This window comes from Billgrantia sp. NRB1, from assembly GCF_056921725.1.
Genome location: NZ_CM167783.1, coordinates 2,375,385 through 2,391,199, shown reverse-complemented (window position 1 = coordinate 2,391,199; position 15,815 = coordinate 2,375,385). Strand labels below are relative to the sequence as shown.

The window sequence follows — 15,815 nt, the reverse complement described above, 5'->3', positions numbered from 1 at the left end:
GGACACGATGGATCGCATTCTCTACACCGCCATGAGCGGTGCCAAGCAGAGCATGGATCAGCAGGCGGTGGTCAGCCACAACCTGTCCAACCTCGACACTGCCGGGTTTCGCGCCCAGCTGCAGGCCATGCGTGCCGTGCCGGTGCAGGGCGACGGCGCGCTGCCCACTCGGGTCTCCGTGGCAGCCACTACGCCGGGTAGCGACTTTGCACCGGGCCCCATGAATGCCACCGGCCGAGAGCTGGACGTGGCTATGCAGGGCAACGCCTGGCTGGCGGTGCAGACCGACGATGGCGGCGAGGCCTATACGCGACGCGGTGACCTACAGGTGGCTGGCGACGGCGTACTGACAGTGGCCGGCCGCCCGGTGATGGGTGACGGCGGCCCCATTCAGATCCCCCCCGGCTCACAGCTCTACCTGGGGGCTGATGGCACCCTGAGCGCCATCGGCGAGGGCGAAGGGCCGGAGGCACTGGCCGATATCGGCCAGCTCAAGCTGGTCACCCCGCAGGCGGACCTGCTGCGCGGGGACGACGGCCTCTTCCGTCAGGTGCCGGATGAAGAAGGCAATGTGCTGGCGCTGGCCGCCGATGAAGACGCCCGCTTGGCGACCGGCGTGCTCGAAGGCAGTAACGTCGGCGCCATCGAGGCCATGGTATCGATGATCGACGTGGCTCGCCGCTACGAGATGCAGATGAAGGTGATTAGCACCGCCGATGAGAACGCCCAGCGCGCCAACAACCTGCTGTCGATCCAGGGCTGATGGCCGGAGAGCAGACCAGCTGATAGACAAGGAATCATGACATGATCAAATCCCTTTGGACGGCCAAGACCGGCCTAGAGTCCCAGCAGGTCAAGCTGGACGTGATCTCCAACAACCTGGCCAACGTCAGTACCAACGGCTTCAAGCGCAGCCGCGCCGTGTTCGAAGACCTGCTCTATCAGAACATGCGACAGCCAGGCGCTCAGAACGATGCTCTGAACCGTCTGCCCTCGGGCATGCAGGTGGGCACCGGCGTGCGCCCTGTGGCCACCGAGCGTCTGCACACCCAAGGCAACCTCGAGGGTACCCAGAACTCCCGCGACCTGGCGATCAACGGCAACGGCTTCTTCGAGATCCAGATGCCAGATGGCACCTCCGCCTATACCCGTGACGGTAACTTCCAGATCGACGAAAACGGTCAGATGGTGACCGCCAACGGCTACCCCCTGGAGCCAGCCATCTTCATCCCGGAAACGGCGCTTTCGGTGACCGTTGGGGAAGATGGCACGGTCTCGATTACCCAGCCTGGCGATACGCAAGCGCAGGACATCGGGCAGATCAACCTGACCACCTTCATCAACCCGACGGGCCTGGAGTCCATCGGCGGCAATCTCTTCAAGGAAACCACTTCCTCAGGGGTGGCCAATCAGGTGGTTCCCGGCATGGACGGCGCGGGTCGGCTCATGCAGGGCTATGTTGAGACCTCCAACGTCAACGTGGTGGAGGAGATGGTCAGCATGATTCAGACCCAGCGGGCCTACGAGATCAACAGTCGAGCCGTGCAGACCAGCGACGAGATGCTGGCCAGGCTGAGCCAGCTCTGATCGGCGCGTTGAAACATCGCTCCCGGCGATAGGGTGAGCAAGTGAGAGAGCATGAACGTGGCAGGTAGCGTGATAGTAAGGTGGGGCGCGGTCATTCTGGCGCTGCTGGTCGTGAGTGGCTGTGCGCAGATCCCGCGCGCCTCCGTGGTAGGGGAGCAGGAGCAGATTCGCATTGCCGAGCCGCCCCCTCGCCAGGCCAACGGGTCGATCTATCAGGCCCATCGTGGCTCACAGCCGCTGTTCGAGGATCGCCGTCCGCGGATGGTAGGCGATATCCTCACTATCGTGCTGGATGAAGAAGTCAGCGCCAGCAAGAACTCGCAGAGTAGCGCAAACCGCAGCGGCTCGGGCAGTCTCGATATCGCGCAAATCCCTGAGGCAATTGACTTCCTGGAGGACCTCGGGTTCGACATCTCCGGTGAGAATGTCTTCTCCGGCGGGGGGAGCTCCCAGGCGAACAACACCCTGACGGGTACCATCACCGTGTCGGTGCTCGAGGTGATGCACAACGGCAACCTGCGGGTGCGGGGTGAGAAGCAGATCGCCATCAATCAGGGGGTCGAGTTCATACGCTTCTCCGGTGTGGTCAACCCGCGCACTATTACCGGGCAGAACACCGTTCCCTCTACGGCAGTGGCCGATGCGCGCATCGAGTACGTGGGAGACGGCTATATCAACGAGGCGCAGCACATGGGCTGGCTGCAGCGTTTCTTCCTTAATGTATCGCCCTATTGATGTTCGATGGTTACCGAGGCGTCCGCATGAAGTTCCCCAAGTGTTTCACCGTCAGGCAGTTCAGCATCGCCATGGTGCTGATGGTGGGCTGTTTGCTGACGCTGCCCGCGCAGGCCGAGCGTATCCGCGAGATTGCCAACTTTGCCGGCGTGCGCGACAACGTGCTGGTGGGCTATGGCCTGGTGGTGGGGTTGGACGGCACCGGCGACCAGACCATGCAGGCGCCGTTTACCGGCCAGAGCCTCACCAACATGCTGTCGCAGCTCGGCATCACCGTGCCGCCGGGCACCAACATGCAGCTTCGTAACGTCGCGGCCGTCATGGTCACCGCCGACCTGCCGCCGTTCTCGCGCCCCGGCCAACGTCTCGATATCAATGTCTCCTCCATCGGTAATGCGCGCAGCCTGCGCGGCGGCACCCTGCTGATGACGCCGCTCAAGGGGGCCGACGGTGATACCTATGCCATCGCCCAGGGCAATCTGCTGGTGGCCGGCGCTGGTGCTGAGGCGGGTGGTGCCGCGGTGCAGATCAATCAGCAGGCGGGCGGTCGAATCGCCGGTGGGGCCATGGTGGAGCGCGAGGTCCCGCTGGACCTGGGCGCCAACGGCGGCTTTCTCGAGCTCGAGCTCAAGGAGTCTGACTTCGGCACGGCTCAGCGCGTGGTGACTGCTATCAACCAGGAGTTCGGCAGGCCCGTGGCAGCCGCACGCAATGCCCGGGTGATCACCCTGGAAGGGCCGGCTACCGACAACGCTCGGGTCAACTTCATGGCCCAGGTGGAAAACATTCGGGTGACCCCCACCGAGGCGCCCGCCAAGGTGGTGTTCAATGCCCGTACCGGTTCGGTGGTCATGAACAGCGCCGTGACCCTGCGCCGGGCGGCGGTAGCCCATGGCAACCTCTCCATCGTCATCGATACCCGGTTTCTGGTTAGCCAGCCACCACCCTTCGGCGATGGCGAAACCGTGGTGGTGCCGGATACCGAGATCGAGATTCAGGAGCAGGATGCCTTCCTGCGAATGGTGGAAGGGGCCGACCTAGTTGACGTGGTGAATGCGCTCAACGCCCTGGGCGCCACGCCCAGCGACCTGATGGCGATTCTTGAAGCGCTCAAGGCCGCCGGCTCGCTTCGCGCCGAGTTGGAGATCATCTGATGAGCGTTCAGGACTTCGGCAGTCAGTTCGCCCTCGACATGCAGGGTCTGCAGCGACTCAAGCACACGGCGCGGCAGGACCCTTCGGCTGGCGTGCAGGAAGCTGCGCAGCAGTTCGAGGCGCTGTTCGTGCAGAAGATGCTCAAGAGCATGCGTGACGCCATCCCGACCACCGGCCTGCTCGACAGCCAGCAGACGGAGTTCTATCAGTCGCTGCTCGATCAGCAGTGGGCGCAGACCATGGCCGGTCGCGGCGTTGGTCTTGCCGATCACCTGGTGGCACAGCTTGAACGCCAGGGGGCGGTGCCGTCTCGTCAAACGATGAGTGCCGACAGCGAACTCAACGAGCTGATTGCCGGTATTCCCCGCGGTACTCCCAGGGTGCTGAAGGATGCGCTGCAGCCGGAGGAGGTGACACAACAGGATTCTGACTCGACCGGTGTCGAGATGCCTGCAAGCTTCCTCGATGGGCTGGTATCGGGAAGGGGAGGCAGCGATTTCATGGCCGAACTGCCGGCCGGTTCAGCGCCACCGAATGGCGATGTTAGAGCGGCGGTGAAGGCAAAGGCCTCGAGCCCGTCGGAGGGAGCACGTCATGACCATATTGAGCGCTTCTTGGATCGTTTGGCAGAACCGGCTCAGACCGCCAGTCGGCGCACCGGCGTGCCGGCCGAGCTGATCCTGGCCCAGGCCGCCCTGGAAACTGGCTGGGGCCGCCACGAGATCGCCACCCAGGACGGTGGCAACAGCCATAACCTGTTTGGCATCAAGGCCGGCAGCAGCTGGCAGGGCAAGACCACCGACGTGGTGACCCATGAATACCTCAATGGTCAGCGGACGCGGCTCGTCGACACCTTTCGTGTCTACGACTCCTTTGAGGAGGCCTTCACCGACTATGCGCGGCTGATCGGTGACAACCCCCGCTATGCGGCGGTGACCACCGCCGGCAGCGCCGAGCAGGCCGCCCATGAGCTGCAGGCCGGCGGCTATGCCACCGACCCGGCCTATGCCAACAAGCTCATCGCAGTGATGAATAGTATGGGGCCGGTGGACTCAGGCAGTGATTCATTAGTGTTCCTGCGCTACTGAGGGAAATCTGTTCAGAGTCTCTAAAGTTCTTGGCATCTGGGCCGATGAACTAACCATTGGCGAAAGGGAACGACACCATGAGCATGTTTTCCATCGGCCTGAGCGGCCTCAATGCCGCCCAGAATGCCCTGAACACCACCAGTAACAACATCAGCAACGTCTACACGCCGGGCTACAACCGCGAACTCACGATCCTGGGTGAGGGGCGAGGCGATGGCGGCGTTCGCGTCAACGACATCGAGCGTCAGTTCAATCAGTACGTGGCCACACAGCTGAACGCCGCCACCAGCAGCTCCAAGGCGCTGGCGGCGTATGAGGGCCAGATCAACCAGATTGACAACCTGCTCGCCGACCGCGACGCCGGCCTGGCGCCGCTAATGCAGAACTTCTTCTCGTCGCTCGAAGATCTGGCCGGCGCTCCCTCGGACCCCGCTGCTCGGCAAGGCGTGCTGGGAACCGCCGACACCTTGTCCGCTCAGTTCCGGGCCTTCGATAGCTACCTGCAGGATATGCAGGAAGGGCTCAACGGCCAGATTCGTGATGAAGTGGTGCAGATCAACAACACCACCGAACAGCTGGCCAATTTGAACCGAGAAATTGCCCTGGCCAGGGCGCGTCACGGCGAGGCGCCCAACGGCCTGCTCAACCAGCGCGACCGGCTGGTTCATGAGCTGAGCGAGCGGATGGATGTGCGCGTCAACGTTCAGGACGGCAAGACGTACCAGGTCAGCCTCCCCAACGGCCAGCCGCTGGTATCCGGCACGCAAGCCTACAAGCTCGAAGTCATGGATGCCCCCAGCGACCCTCAGCGCACCGTGCTGGGATATCGGGATTCCGGTGGCAATCTGCAGGCGTTGCCGGAAGACACCGTGACAGGTGGTACCCTGGGCGGGCTGATGTCCTTCCGGGCGGAGTCGCTCGACAAGGCGCAAAACCAGCTGGGACAGTTGGCCGTTTCGCTTGCCGCGGGCTTCAATGAGCAGCATCGCCTGGGGGTGGATCTCAACGGCGAGCAGGGCGGAGACCTGTTCGCCTTTGGTGACCCCGTGGTCTATGCCAACGATCGCAACACGGGGGATGCCAGCGTCTCGGCCAGCTTCGATCCCAACGGCCTCGGTGAGCTGCGTGCTGCGGATTACACGGTGCGTATTTTGCAAGATGACCCCGACGAAGACGCCCACTTCGAGGTGATCCGCAAGGATACCGGTGAAGTCGTCGAGGCGACCTTCGACTCGGACTCAGAGACGCTGACCTTCGGTGGCGTTCAGCTTGAATTCTCGGGAGACGCAGAGGAAGGCGACCGCTTCGAGGTGCAGCCGGTCAGGCGGGTCGGGGCCAATCTGGAAAGCATGATCGGCGATCTGGACAAGATTGCGGCAGGCAGCCTGGTTGACACTACAGGCGATCTACCGGTGGCGGGGTTGCGCGCTGACAGTGGCGCGCTGGCGTCGGAGGACCTGCCGTGGAATGTTGAGGTGACTCAAGACAATGGGGATGGCACCTTTAACATTACAGTCACCGACAGTGATGGGAACGAAACTGACTATGACGGTGTCGAGCCTGGCGATGATATTGCCTTCGACGGCATTACGCTGTTCCTGGGGGAAGAGCTGAGCCCGGGACAGGAAATGACGATAGATCGTGCGGCATCGGGCACGGGTGATAACCGCAATGCCCTGGCCCTGCAGGGGCTGCAGGATAGCGAACTGGTGGGTGGCGGCGCCTCGCTCAACCAGGCCTATGCCAGTATGGTCAGCGACGTAGGCAACCGGACCAATGTGGTGCAGGTGAACCTGGAGGCGCGGCAGGGACTGACCGAGCAGTTGAAGGCGGTGCAGCAGTCGGAATCTGGCGTCAATCTCGATGAGGAAGCCGCCAACCTGATTCGCTACCAGCAGTTCTATATGGCTAATGCCCGGGTGATCGACACCGCATCGAACATCTTCGATACCATCCTTGGGCTGCGTAACTGACCAGAAGGGAGTCTCGAGCGATGCGTATCAGCACCGTGACCATGTTCGAACAGAGCATGACATCCATGAATCGCCAGCAGGGCGACTTCCTCAAGATCAATCAGCAGATTGCCACCGGCAGCCGGGTGGTCAATCCCTCGGATGATCCCCAGGCGGCGTCCCGTGCGGTGGGGGTGTCCCAGGCCAAGGCGGTGACCCAGCAGTACGCCGATGCGCGGGTGAGCGCGCGCAACACGCTGGCGCAGTCGGAGAGCGTGCTCAACAGTACCGCCGACGCTATCACCAGTGCCAAGACGCTGATGATCAAGGTGTCCAGCGATACGCTCAGCGACGTCGATCGGCAGTCGGAGGCCGCCGAGCTGCGCGGTATCTACGAAACGCTGATCGGGCAGGCCAACGCCACCGACGGCAACGGCCGCTACCTGTTCGGCGGTTACCAGGATGACTCTCCTCCCTTTGCCCGTACCACTGGCGATGGCGTCTCCGGCGTGAACTACGTGGGCGATGACAAGGCAAGAGAACAGCGTATCGATGCCTCGCGTCAGATGCCGGTGGCCGACAACGGCCAAACCATCTTCCAGGGCGTGCCGTCTGGGGCTGGCTATGTGGCCCGGGCCGAGCGCGAGGACGATCCCGGCAGTGGTAATACGCTGGGGGTGCAGGCAAACAAGGGCTTTTTTGCCAACGCGGGTTCGGTCACTTTTAGTGGCCCCAGCCGCGTTGATCCGAATGACCCGGCATTCGGTGAGAATCTAACCCTCCGATTCGAAGAAGAGGGTGGAGACATGCGGGTCCGTGTCGCTGATCCGAGTAACCCCACCGATGATTTATTTGACGAGGTCTATACGCCTGGAGAAACCATAAGCTTCGGTGGCGTCAGCATCACCCTCCGGGGCGAGCCTGAAGAGGGAGATCAAATCCAGCTGCGTCCGGCCAACGCCGAGGCTGCCAATCAGGACCTCTTCAAGTCGCTGAAAGATGCCATCGACGTGCTCGAGATGGATCAGGCTGGTACCGAGGAGAACAAAGCGCACTTTCGCAACACCATCAACAGCGTGATGCGTGAGCTCGACAACAGCCTCGATAATGTGCTGACCGTGCGGGCCTCCATGGGGGCGCGGCTCAATGAGCTGGACGTGGTCGACGCGGTCGGCAGCAACCGCATGCTGAGCTATGAGAAGACGCTTTCCGACCTGGTCGACCTCGACTACAACGAAGCCATCTCTGAATATAGTCTTCGTCAGTTGGGACTCCAGGCCGCCCAGAAGGCCTTCGTCGATGTCAAAGGCATGTCGCTGTTCAACTTTATGTGATGGGCTGTCGCTAAACTTCTGATATTTCTGTTCCCTGCCGGCCCTGGTATGACCAGGGCCCTTGTCCCGCCCCGGCTTGCCAGGGCGGTTTTTTTTGACGGCGATCAGCTAGCGAGCGGGGCCAGCATCTCGATCAGCTGGTGCATGAAGTTCAGCCCGTTACTGAATAAGCGCTGCAGGAAGCGGCCCATATCGGTCATCAGGACTCCCAGCAGAAAGATGCCGACGGTCAGCGAGGTAGGAAAGCCGATATTGAAGACAGTGAGCTGCGGCGCCGACCGGTTGAGGATGCCCAAGGCGAGGTTGATGATCAGCAGCGAGCCGACCAGGGGCAGCGCTAGCGACATGCCAGACACGAAGATGGTGCCACCGTAACGAACCAGCATCTCGAAGGCGGCCGGGTTGAAGCTGCCTACGCCAATGGGAAGGCTATAGAAGCTCATCACCAGCGCTTCCAGCACCATCAGGTGGCCGCCCAGCGCAAGAAACATCAGTAGCGTGATCATGAAGAAAATCCGCGACAGAATGGCGGTGTTGGTGCCGCTGCCGGAATCGAAGAAGGTGGCGAATGCGAGGCCCATTTGCAGCCCGATGAACTCGCCGGCAGCCTGCACCACGGCAAAGACGACATGCATCACCAGCCCGATCGCGACACCGATCAACATCTGCTCTACGACCAGCCCGAAGCCGGCCCAGGAGACGATTGGCACGTCGGGCATGGGAGGCAGCACCGGGGCGACAACCATCGTAATCAGCAAGGCCAGACCGATCTTGGCCTGATTGGGCACGCTGGAATGCCCCCATAGCGGCGAGGCAACCAGGAAGGAGGTGATGCGCATGAAGGGCCACAGTAGCGCGACTAGCCAGCCGTGCAGCTGGGCAAAGGTCACCTCGACCATGGTTGGCTCACATCAACATGTTGGGAATGTTGGAGAAGAGATTACGGGTGAAGTCGGTGATGAGCTTCAGCAGCCAGGGGCCGGCAAACACCAGTACGGTAAACACGCCCAGGATCTTGGGAATGAAGGAGAGCGTCATCTCGTTGATCTGCGTGGCGGCCTGAAACAGGCTGACGGTCAGCCCGGTCAGCAGAGCGGTGATCAGCAGGGGGCCAGCCAGGAAGAGGGTGACGCGCATGCCCTGGTAAGCGATGCCCATGACCATTTCCGGTGTCATCTGTCACTCCTTGCCGAGGCGTGTCGCCTCGGCATCCAATCGCTAGATAAAGAAACTTTCCGCCAGCGAGCCGATGATCAGCTGCCAGCCATCCACCAGCACGAACAGCATCAGCTTGAACGGCAGTGAAATCGTCGCCGGCGGCACCATCATCATGCCGAGCGACATCAGCGTGCTCGCGACCACCAGATCGATGATCAGAAAGGGGATGAAGATGGTGAAGCCGATCTGGAAGGCGGTCTTCAGCTCGCTGGTGACGAAGGCCGGCACCAGTACCCTCAGCGGCACGTCTTCCGGCCCTTGCATGGGGCCTACCTCGGCCAGCCGGGCGAAAAGCGCCAGGTCGGGCTCGCGGGTCTGGGCTAGCATGAACTCGCGAAAGGGCTCCTGGGCCACCAGCAGGAATTCCTCGAAGTGAATTTCATCGGCCGTCAGCGGCAGCCAGGCGGTCTCGTAGACGATCGAAAAGACCGGTGACATGATAAAAAAGGTGAGAAACAGTGCCAGGCCCAGCATGACCTGATTGGGCGGCGTGGACTGGGTGCCCATGGCCGTGCGCAGCAGGCTGAGCACAATGATGATCCGGGTGAAAGCGGTCATCATCAGCAGTGCCGCCGGCAGGAAGGCCATGGCGCTGAGCAGCAGAAGCGTCTGAAGCTGAATCGACCACTGCTGGCCACCGTCTTCCAGCGGCTGGCTGACGATACCCGGTAACTGCTGGGCCAGCGAGGTGAGCGGCACGACCGCCAACACCAGCGCCAGAGTGGCAGCGAGTACTTTGGGGCTGATCGACTTCATGGCGTGTCCCGCCCGTGGCCTCCCAGGCCGGCGTTCTGCTTGAGGGCACGGGCGAAACGACGCGCAAAGCGATCGTCCGACGTCGCGGGGTGGGCGTTCGTACTCCCTTGCGGCTCGCGCGGTGCTTCCAGTTCGTGAAGCTTGGTGATCTGATTCCCTCCGACGCCCAGCACTAGCCAAGTGCCCTTGACGTCGACGATCACGACACGCTCGCGGCTACCCACTGCCGTGCTGCCAATCACCTGCAGGTGATGGCCGGCAGCGCGGCCTTGAGGGCTCCAGCGTTTTAGCAGCGCCGTACAGATCAGGATGATGGCGATGACCAGCGCCAGCGCGGCGGCCGTCTTGCCTAGCGTGGCCATGCCCACCAGGGCGTCGCCACCGGCAGAAAGCGCATCGCCGCCGGCCGAAATCGCTTCGGCTGGCGGTTGCTGAACCTCGGAGGAGAGGGGGTCGCTCATCGGTTGAGTTTCTGGACGCGTTCAGAGGGAGTGATGATCTCGGTAATGCGGATACCGTACTTGTCGTCGACGACCACGACTTCGCCCTGAGCGATCAAGTAGCCGTTGATCAGGATGTCCATGGGCTCGCCGGCGAGCCCATCGAGCTCGATGACCGAACCCTGGGTCAGCTCCAGCAGCTGCTTGATGGTCAGCTTGGTGCGTCCCAGCTCCACCGTGAGCTTGACCGGAATGTCCATGATCATGTCGAGATCGCGGGCACCGCCGCCGCCACTGTCCTTGTCCAGCGGGCGAAAGACGCGCTCGCTGGCCGCCTGAGCCGGGGGAGGGGAAGCCGTGTCGGCAGGCAAGTCGTCTCCGGCATCCTCGGTTTCCTGCTGCTCAGCCAGTGCCTCTGCCCAAGGGTCGGAGTCGCCCTGATCGGCATTGGACTGGCTTTCGGCAGCCTCCTGCTCGGCCATGGCCTCCGCCCAGGGGTCGTCCTCGGCGGCGGGCTGTTCCTCGCTCTCCTGCTCGGACATGGCGGCTGCCCAGTCGTCTTCGGAAACGTTCTGATCGGGTTTCTTGGGATCAGTCATGCTTGGATTCCTTGGCTTGAGGCGCAGCGCCCTTCTTGAATGCGTCGGGAGACGCGGGGTTGTCGGCACCATGATCGATGATGCGCCTGACACGCAGTGCGCGCTGTTCGCGCTGACTACCGTAGTCGCACTCCATTACCGGCACGCCGTCTACGCTGGCGGTGACGGTTTCGGGGAGTTCCAGTGGCAGCACATCGCCCACCTTGAGCGCCAGCACGTGGGCAATCCGGCTCGGGATATCGGCAAAATTGGCGACCAGCTCGATCTCGGAGTGACGAATCTCACCGGCCATTCGCTGTGTCCAGGTTCCGTCCTGGTTCTGACTGCCGTCGCTGAGCGGGTTGGCCAGCAGGTCGCGTATCGGCTCGACCATGGAGTAGGGGACGCAGATTTGGAAGCTGCTGGAGAGGTTGCCCACCTCGATATTGAAGCCGGTATTCACCACGATCTCGTTGGGCGAGTTGGTGATATTGGCGAACTTTGACTGCATCTCGGAGCGCAGGTAGCTGATCTCCAGCGGATAGACCGACTTCCACGACTCTTCGTAAGCGTCGATGGCCAGCGACAGCAGTCGCTGGATGATGCGCTGCTCGGTATTGGTGAACTCGCGCCCCTCCGACTTGGTCAAGAAGCGCCCGTCGCCGCCGAACAGGTTGTCCACCACCATGAATACCAGGTTGGGGGGAAACACGATCAACGCCGAGCCACGCAGCGGCTTCATGGCGATGATGTTGATGTTGGTGGGCACCGGGACGTTGCGCGAGAAGTCGCTGTAGCTCTGATAGCGAACCGAATCCACGGTAATGTCGGCACTGCGGCGCAGCAGGTTGAACAGCCCCATGCGGAAATGTCGAGCAAAGCGCTCGTTGATGATATCCAGGGCCTGGAGACGCTCGCGAACGACCCGGTGCTGAGACGCGGGGTCATAGGGGCGTACGCGCGAGTCGCCATCGCTGCGCGCGGCAGGTTCTTCATCGCCGCTGACGCCCGTGAGCAGCGCGTCGATCTCTTCCTGTGATAGCAGGTCGTCTTGGGACATGGTGGCCAGGGCACCCGTTTATTGCACGATGAACTCGGTGAATAGTACGTCCTGGATGTCCAGGGATGGCTGCTGCTGTGACATGGGCTCATTGAGAGTGGCCATGACATCATCGGCCAGGCGGCGTCTGCCATCGGGCGTTACCAGCTCTTGAGCCTCCTTGCCGGAGAAGAGCATCAAGAGGCGACTGCGGACCTGCGGCATATGCTCCTTCAGGATATCCCGCGTTTCCTCGTTGCCGATCTTCAGCGAAATCCCGACATAGAGAAGCCGAGAGCCAAAATCATCGTCGGCCAGGTTGACCGTGAAGGGGTCGATCTTGAGGAAAATCGGTGCCTGCCGCTCGATCTGCTGGCTCTGCATCTGGCCCTGGCCTGGGCTATCGTCGCTCATGACCATATAGATCGCCGCGCTAGCTGCCGCGAGTGAAACGAACACCAGCATTACCATCAGCCACATCAGCTTGGATGAGCCGCCTTTCGATTTCGCCATTGCCTTGCCCATTGTGAAATGTGGATCGAGCCGCGAAGCACCAGTATGCGGAAAACGCGCCTGTCGCGATGAAGGGAACAGGCTGCGTGAACGGCGCTATCTTGGCCGTTTGTTTCAGGCGTAGAGATTCACTCGCCCATCCAGGCTGATGCCAGTGTTGGCCGCTTGACCTTCAAGCCCATCGACATCGGCCAGGGTGCCATCGGGATCTTCGCCGTTTCTGCCCGCCTGGCTACCTTGGCCGTTACCCTCGGCAAAGGCCTGGGTATCCTGCTGACGCTGCTCGCCCACCGAGGTGTCGCTGAGCTCGATGCCCTGTTCGGCAAGGGCATCACGCAGCTGCGGGATCGCCTGCTCGAGGACCTGGCGGACCTGAGCATGCGCCGAAAGGAACTGTGCCTGGGCACCCTGTTCGGTCATCTTGAGGGTGACCGACAGCGGGCCCAGCTCGGCCGGGTGGAGCTGCATTTCGATGCGCTGTTCACCGCCCAGACGAGCGAATTGCACCAGCTGCTGGCCCAGCTGATTGGGCCAGGCCTGGCTCTGTACCGGGGAGCTCAGAGTGGCCTGCGCCACGGCCGGCTGAGGCGCGGCGGTGCTGCCGCTACCCGGTGCGGAGGGACCCAGGCTTGCGCTATCAGGGCTGCCCGTCGCCAGGCGTGTCGCCTCCTGGGAGAGGTGGCTGGGTGTCGGGCTTGAAGAAGCCGTTGCTGCGGCGGCCGTTGCTGCGCCACCCGGTGCTGCGGAAACCGTTGAGCCCGAGGCGAGCTCCGGGCTGCGTGTCATGGCGTCGCTGCGTGCATCAAGCTGAGTGACAAAGCTCTGACGACCGCTGGGATCCGTCGGCATCGCCTGAGGCGCTTGCCTATGGCTGCTGGCATCGAAGGCGGGCACTTTTGCCTGCCGGTCGGGCAGCTCCATGCCGCTCGTCAGCGTGCCCAGCTGCGCCTGAGACAAAGCGGCATCGCCTGGCTGTTGGGCAGGCGCGACCGGGGCCACTCGTCCCCCGTTCTGAAGATTAGCGGCCGATCCGCTGTCCTCCAGGCTGCCCGCGGGCGGGGTGATGGGGGCGGTCACGAAGGCGTCGGCGCGTAGCGCACCATGCCAGGGGTTCTCCTCGGGGTTGCCCTGGTTGTCGCCATGCAGCTCGGTGGCAGGAACTGCAGGGGCATTCCCCTCACCCTGAGTCCCCTGGATCAGCGCGAGGCGTTCGAGTATCTCAGCGAGTGCCACCTCGTTGCCAGCCTCGCCCTGGAGCTCTGGGTCGGCAACGACGTCTTCCATCATGTCCTTGTGTCCTACGCTCCAGGCCAGGCGCTGAAGCAGAGCATCCTGGGTGGAGTGGCCGACGGCAAGGGGAGTCGGAGTCGCCTGGCCCGGCTCGGCAGACACCATCAAATTGGCCGATTTTCCAGCCGTGCTGGCCAGGCTCAGCGTGAACTGGTTGGTGATGTTGCGCCCACCGCTCGTTGCCTGGCTGGTTGTGGTGTGGCCTGTCAGGGTGGCCAGCATCATGTTGACATCCATTGTGATCTCCGGATTCGGCCCGTCGGGCCTATGAATCGCTATCGGTGGCACGGTGGCGAAGCAGTCGGCCGGCGGCTAGTTCGTCACTCTGGCGTTGTTCACGTCGATCCTGTTGTCGCTGCATTTCGGCCTGACGACGTGATCCAAGCGTGTCAAAAGCCGACAGCCGCTTCTGCTCCTGCTGCCACTTGTGCTGGCTCTGCTGAACGCGCTGCTGTTGATCCTGCAGTGCATGACGCGCCCGCTCCAGCGCTGCGTCAAGCGAGGCGAGGAACTGCTGGTAGTTATGCATGCTGGCCGGGTCGATGCCGTCGCGCATGGCGTTCTGCAGCCGCTGAGCATACTCCAGGCGGTAGCGCGACAGCGACTCCAGCTGTGCTGCCACCTGCTGCTCGTTCTGGCGCTCTCCGGCCAGCAGCTGGCCGGCCTGGTCGCGAGCGTCTCTGGCCAGGTCGCTGAGCATTCCGAGTTGCGAAGTTGCACTCATTGCCGGACTCCTAGGGTATCACCGAGGGCCTGCCGTGAGGCCTGGATGGAGGCATTCTCATTGATGCGCTGCTGCAGGAAGGCCTCAAGCTTCGGGTAGCGCTGTACCGCCTCGTCGAGCTTGGGGTCATGGCCCGGGGTATAGGCGCCCACGCTGATCAGGTCGCGGTTGCGCTGATAGCGGGAGAACAGCTGCTTGAAGGCCTGGGTCAGCTGAAGCTGGGACTCGTCGATGATGTGCGTCATGGCGCGGCTGATGGAGGCCTCGATATCGATGGCCGGGTAGTGGCCGGCCTCGGCCAGGGTGCGCGAGAGCACGATATGGCCATCGAGTATCGCCCGGGCCGAATCGGCGATGGGATCCTGTTGATCGTCGCCTTCGGTGAGGACCGTATAGAAGGCGGTGATCGAGCCCTTGCCGCGCTCGGCATTGCCGGCGCGCTCCACCAGGCTGGGAATCTTGGCGAAAACCGACGGTGGATAGCCCTTGGTGGCCGGCGGCTCGCCGATGGCCAGGGCGATTTCGCGCTGGGCCATGGCGTAGCGGGTCAGCGAATCCATGATCAGCAGCACGTTCTGCCCCTGATCGCGAAAGTCTTCCGCCAGCCGCGTGGCATAGGCGGCGCCCTGCAGGCGCTGCAGCGGCGAGGTGTCGGCCGGCGCGGCCACCACCACGGCGCGCTGGCGTCCGTCCGGGCCCAGGATGTTGTCAATGAAGTCCTGGACTTCGCGGCCCCGCTCGCCGATCAGCCCGACCACGATCACGTCGGCGCCGGTATAGCGGGCCATCATGCCCAGCAGCACCGACTTGCCCACGCCGGAGCCGGCGAACAGCCCCATGCGCTGCCCGCGGCCGACGCTGAGCAGGGCGTTGATGGCGCGAATGCCAACGTCGATCTGCTCCTCGATGGGAGCGCGGGCCAGCGGGTTCAGCGGCGGGGTGGCCAGTGGAGCGCGGGGTGCCGATTCCAGCGGTCCTCGGCCGTCCAGCGGCTGACCGTTACCATCCACCACCCGGCCCAGCAGCGAGGTGCCGAGCGGGAAACGCCGGGCGGCGTGGTCGGGGCCGTCGCCCAGCGGGAAGACCCGGGCCCCGGGCATCAGGCCGCTGACTTCCGACAGTGGCATCAAGAATAGCCGCTCTCCAGCAAAGCCGACCACCTCGGCCTCGGCGTAGCGGGGCGCCTCATGCCCGCCTGCGGAGAGCAGCTCGATGCGGCAGGCGTTGCCCAGGGCGACGCGCAGCCCTACCGCTTCGATCACCATCCCGGTGGCCCGCAACACCCGCCCGCTGGTGCGGTAGCCGGGCACGCTCTCCACCCGCTCACGCACATGCTGCAGCGTTTGCTGCCAGCGTGCCTGATGGGGGTTGTTGGCCTGTGCCAGGGTGTCGAGCATGTGCGAAAGC

The 15,815-nt window shown here is 63.0% G+C and carries 17 protein-coding genes; 7 read left to right on the top strand and 10 right to left on the bottom strand.

Going from position 1 to position 15,815, the window contains the following annotated elements; genetic code table 11:
- Positions 1–7: 7 nt before the first annotated feature.
- From ACZIYR_RS10860 to flgL, 7 genes are all read left to right on the top strand, one after another.
- The gene (locus tag ACZIYR_RS10860) at positions 8–763 is read left to right on the top strand and encodes a flagellar basal body rod protein FlgF (protein ID WP_483526698.1); all 756 of its coding nucleotides are present in this window, start codon (positions 8–10) and stop codon (positions 761–763) included.
- Positions 764–804: 41 nt separating this feature from the next.
- Entirely contained in the window at positions 805–1,587 is a 783-nt protein-coding gene (flgG, locus tag ACZIYR_RS10855; RefSeq protein WP_483526697.1) for a flagellar basal-body rod protein FlgG, read from the top strand.
- 51 nt (positions 1,588–1,638) lie between these two features.
- Entirely contained in the window at positions 1,639–2,322 is a 684-nt protein-coding gene (locus ACZIYR_RS10850) for a flagellar basal body L-ring protein FlgH (protein ID WP_483526696.1), read from the top strand.
- A gap of 71 nt (positions 2,323–2,393) precedes the next feature.
- Positions 2,394–3,476 (top strand): flagellar basal body P-ring protein FlgI, encoded by a 1,083-nt coding sequence (locus ACZIYR_RS10845; RefSeq protein WP_483529071.1) that lies wholly within the window; start codon positions 2,394–2,396, stop codon positions 3,474–3,476.
- On the top strand, positions 3,476–4,564 hold the full coding sequence (flgJ, locus tag ACZIYR_RS10840) for a flagellar assembly peptidoglycan hydrolase FlgJ (RefSeq protein WP_483526695.1): 1,089 nt from the start codon (positions 3,476–3,478) through the stop codon (positions 4,562–4,564). The genes ACZIYR_RS10845 and flgJ overlap by 1 nt, the downstream gene beginning before the upstream one ends.
- A 77-nt stretch (positions 4,565–4,641) precedes the next feature.
- Entirely contained in the window at positions 4,642–6,537 is a 1,896-nt protein-coding gene (flgK, locus tag ACZIYR_RS10835; protein ID WP_483526694.1) for a flagellar hook-associated protein FlgK, read from the top strand.
- Positions 6,538–6,557: 20 nt separating this feature from the next.
- Complete coding sequence (gene flgL / locus ACZIYR_RS10830) at positions 6,558–7,850, top strand: flagellar hook-associated protein FlgL (RefSeq protein WP_483526693.1); 1,293 nt, start codon at positions 6,558–6,560, stop codon at positions 7,848–7,850.
- Between the two features lie 104 nt (positions 7,851–7,954).
- Here flgL and fliR read toward each other — a convergent pair whose 3' ends face one another.
- The 10 genes from fliR to fliI form a co-directional block, all read right to left on the bottom strand.
- The gene (fliR, locus tag ACZIYR_RS10825; RefSeq protein WP_473033794.1) at positions 7,955–8,749 is read right to left on the bottom strand and encodes a flagellar biosynthetic protein FliR; all 795 of its coding nucleotides are present in this window, start codon (positions 8,747–8,749) and stop codon (positions 7,955–7,957) included.
- Between the two features lie 7 nt (positions 8,750–8,756).
- A complete protein-coding gene (gene fliQ, locus ACZIYR_RS10820) occupies positions 8,757–9,026 on the bottom strand; it encodes a flagellar biosynthesis protein FliQ (protein WP_238974858.1) in 270 nt (89 codons plus the stop codon).
- Between the two features lie 42 nt (positions 9,027–9,068).
- Entirely contained in the window at positions 9,069–9,824 is a 756-nt protein-coding gene (fliP, locus tag ACZIYR_RS10815) for a flagellar type III secretion system pore protein FliP (protein ID WP_483526692.1), read from the bottom strand.
- Positions 9,821–10,285 carry a flagellar biosynthetic protein FliO gene (gene fliO, locus ACZIYR_RS10810; RefSeq protein WP_483526691.1) on the bottom strand — a complete coding sequence of 155 codons (465 nt, stop codon included), beginning with the start codon at positions 10,283–10,285 and terminating at the stop codon, positions 9,821–9,823. The genes fliP and fliO overlap by 4 nt, the downstream gene beginning before the upstream one ends.
- Positions 10,282–10,863, bottom strand: a complete 582-nt coding sequence (gene fliN, locus ACZIYR_RS10805; protein WP_473033791.1) for a flagellar motor switch protein FliN — start codon at positions 10,861–10,863, stop codon at positions 10,282–10,284. Before fliN ends, fliO begins: the two co-directional genes overlap by 4 nt.
- Positions 10,856–11,902 (bottom strand): flagellar motor switch protein FliM, encoded by a 1,047-nt coding sequence (gene fliM / locus ACZIYR_RS10800; RefSeq protein WP_483526690.1) that lies wholly within the window; start codon positions 11,900–11,902, stop codon positions 10,856–10,858. The genes fliN and fliM overlap by 8 nt, the downstream gene beginning before the upstream one ends.
- Before the next feature lie 18 nt (positions 11,903–11,920).
- Positions 11,921–12,406, bottom strand: a complete 486-nt coding sequence (gene fliL / locus ACZIYR_RS10795) for a flagellar basal body-associated protein FliL (protein WP_473033789.1) — start codon at positions 12,404–12,406, stop codon at positions 11,921–11,923.
- 102 nt (positions 12,407–12,508) lie between these two features.
- Positions 12,509–13,921 (bottom strand): flagellar hook-length control protein FliK, encoded by a 1,413-nt coding sequence (locus tag ACZIYR_RS10790; RefSeq protein WP_483526689.1) that lies wholly within the window; start codon positions 13,919–13,921, stop codon positions 12,509–12,511.
- A gap of 28 nt (positions 13,922–13,949) precedes the next feature.
- Complete coding sequence (fliJ, locus tag ACZIYR_RS10785) at positions 13,950–14,408, bottom strand: flagellar export protein FliJ (RefSeq protein ID WP_483526688.1); 459 nt, start codon at positions 14,406–14,408, stop codon at positions 13,950–13,952.
- On the bottom strand, positions 14,405–15,805 hold the full coding sequence (gene fliI / locus ACZIYR_RS10780) for a flagellar protein export ATPase FliI (RefSeq protein ID WP_473033783.1): 1,401 nt from the start codon (positions 15,803–15,805) through the stop codon (positions 14,405–14,407). The genes fliJ and fliI overlap by 4 nt, the downstream gene beginning before the upstream one ends.
- Positions 15,806–15,815 lie beyond the last annotated feature (10 nt).

What these genes read in the sequence shown, in the direction of transcription:
- ACZIYR_RS10860 (WP_483526698.1), top strand. Translation starts at nt 8, where the DNA reads ATGGATCGCATTCTCTACACCGCCATGAGCGGTGCCAAGCAGAGCATG.
- flgG (WP_483526697.1), top strand. Translation starts at nt 805, where the DNA reads ATGATCAAATCCCTTTGGACGGCCAAGACCGGCCTAGAGTCCCAGCAG.
- ACZIYR_RS10850 (WP_483526696.1), top strand. Translation starts at nt 1,639, where the DNA reads ATGAACGTGGCAGGTAGCGTGATAGTAAGGTGGGGCGCGGTCATTCTG.
- ACZIYR_RS10845 (WP_483529071.1), top strand. Translation starts at nt 2,394, where the DNA reads ATGGTGCTGATGGTGGGCTGTTTGCTGACGCTGCCCGCGCAGGCCGAG.
- flgJ (WP_483526695.1), top strand. Translation starts at nt 3,476, where the DNA reads ATGAGCGTTCAGGACTTCGGCAGTCAGTTCGCCCTCGACATGCAGGGT.
- flgK (WP_483526694.1), top strand. Translation starts at nt 4,642, where the DNA reads ATGAGCATGTTTTCCATCGGCCTGAGCGGCCTCAATGCCGCCCAGAAT.
- flgL (WP_483526693.1), top strand. Translation starts at nt 6,558, where the DNA reads ATGCGTATCAGCACCGTGACCATGTTCGAACAGAGCATGACATCCATG.
- fliR (WP_473033794.1), bottom strand. Translation starts at nt 8,749, where the DNA reads ATGGTCGAGGTGACCTTTGCCCAGCTGCACGGCTGGCTAGTCGCGCTA.
- fliQ (WP_238974858.1), bottom strand. Translation starts at nt 9,026, where the DNA reads ATGACACCGGAAATGGTCATGGGCATCGCTTACCAGGGCATGCGCGTC.
- fliP (WP_483526692.1), bottom strand. Translation starts at nt 9,824, where the DNA reads ATGAAGTCGATCAGCCCCAAAGTACTCGCTGCCACTCTGGCGCTGGTG.
- fliO (WP_483526691.1), bottom strand. Translation starts at nt 10,285, where the DNA reads ATGAGCGACCCCCTCTCCTCCGAGGTTCAGCAACCGCCAGCCGAAGCG.
- fliN (WP_473033791.1), bottom strand. Translation starts at nt 10,863, where the DNA reads ATGACTGATCCCAAGAAACCCGATCAGAACGTTTCCGAAGACGACTGG.
- fliM (WP_483526690.1), bottom strand. Translation starts at nt 11,902, where the DNA reads ATGTCCCAAGACGACCTGCTATCACAGGAAGAGATCGACGCGCTGCTC.
- fliL (WP_473033789.1), bottom strand. Translation starts at nt 12,406, where the DNA reads ATGGGCAAGGCAATGGCGAAATCGAAAGGCGGCTCATCCAAGCTGATG.
- ACZIYR_RS10790 (WP_483526689.1), bottom strand. Translation starts at nt 13,921, where the DNA reads ATGGATGTCAACATGATGCTGGCCACCCTGACAGGCCACACCACAACC.
- fliJ (WP_483526688.1), bottom strand. Translation starts at nt 14,408, where the DNA reads ATGAGTGCAACTTCGCAACTCGGAATGCTCAGCGACCTGGCCAGAGAC.
- fliI (WP_473033783.1), bottom strand. Translation starts at nt 15,805, where the DNA reads ATGCTCGACACCCTGGCACAGGCCAACAACCCCCATCAGGCACGCTGG.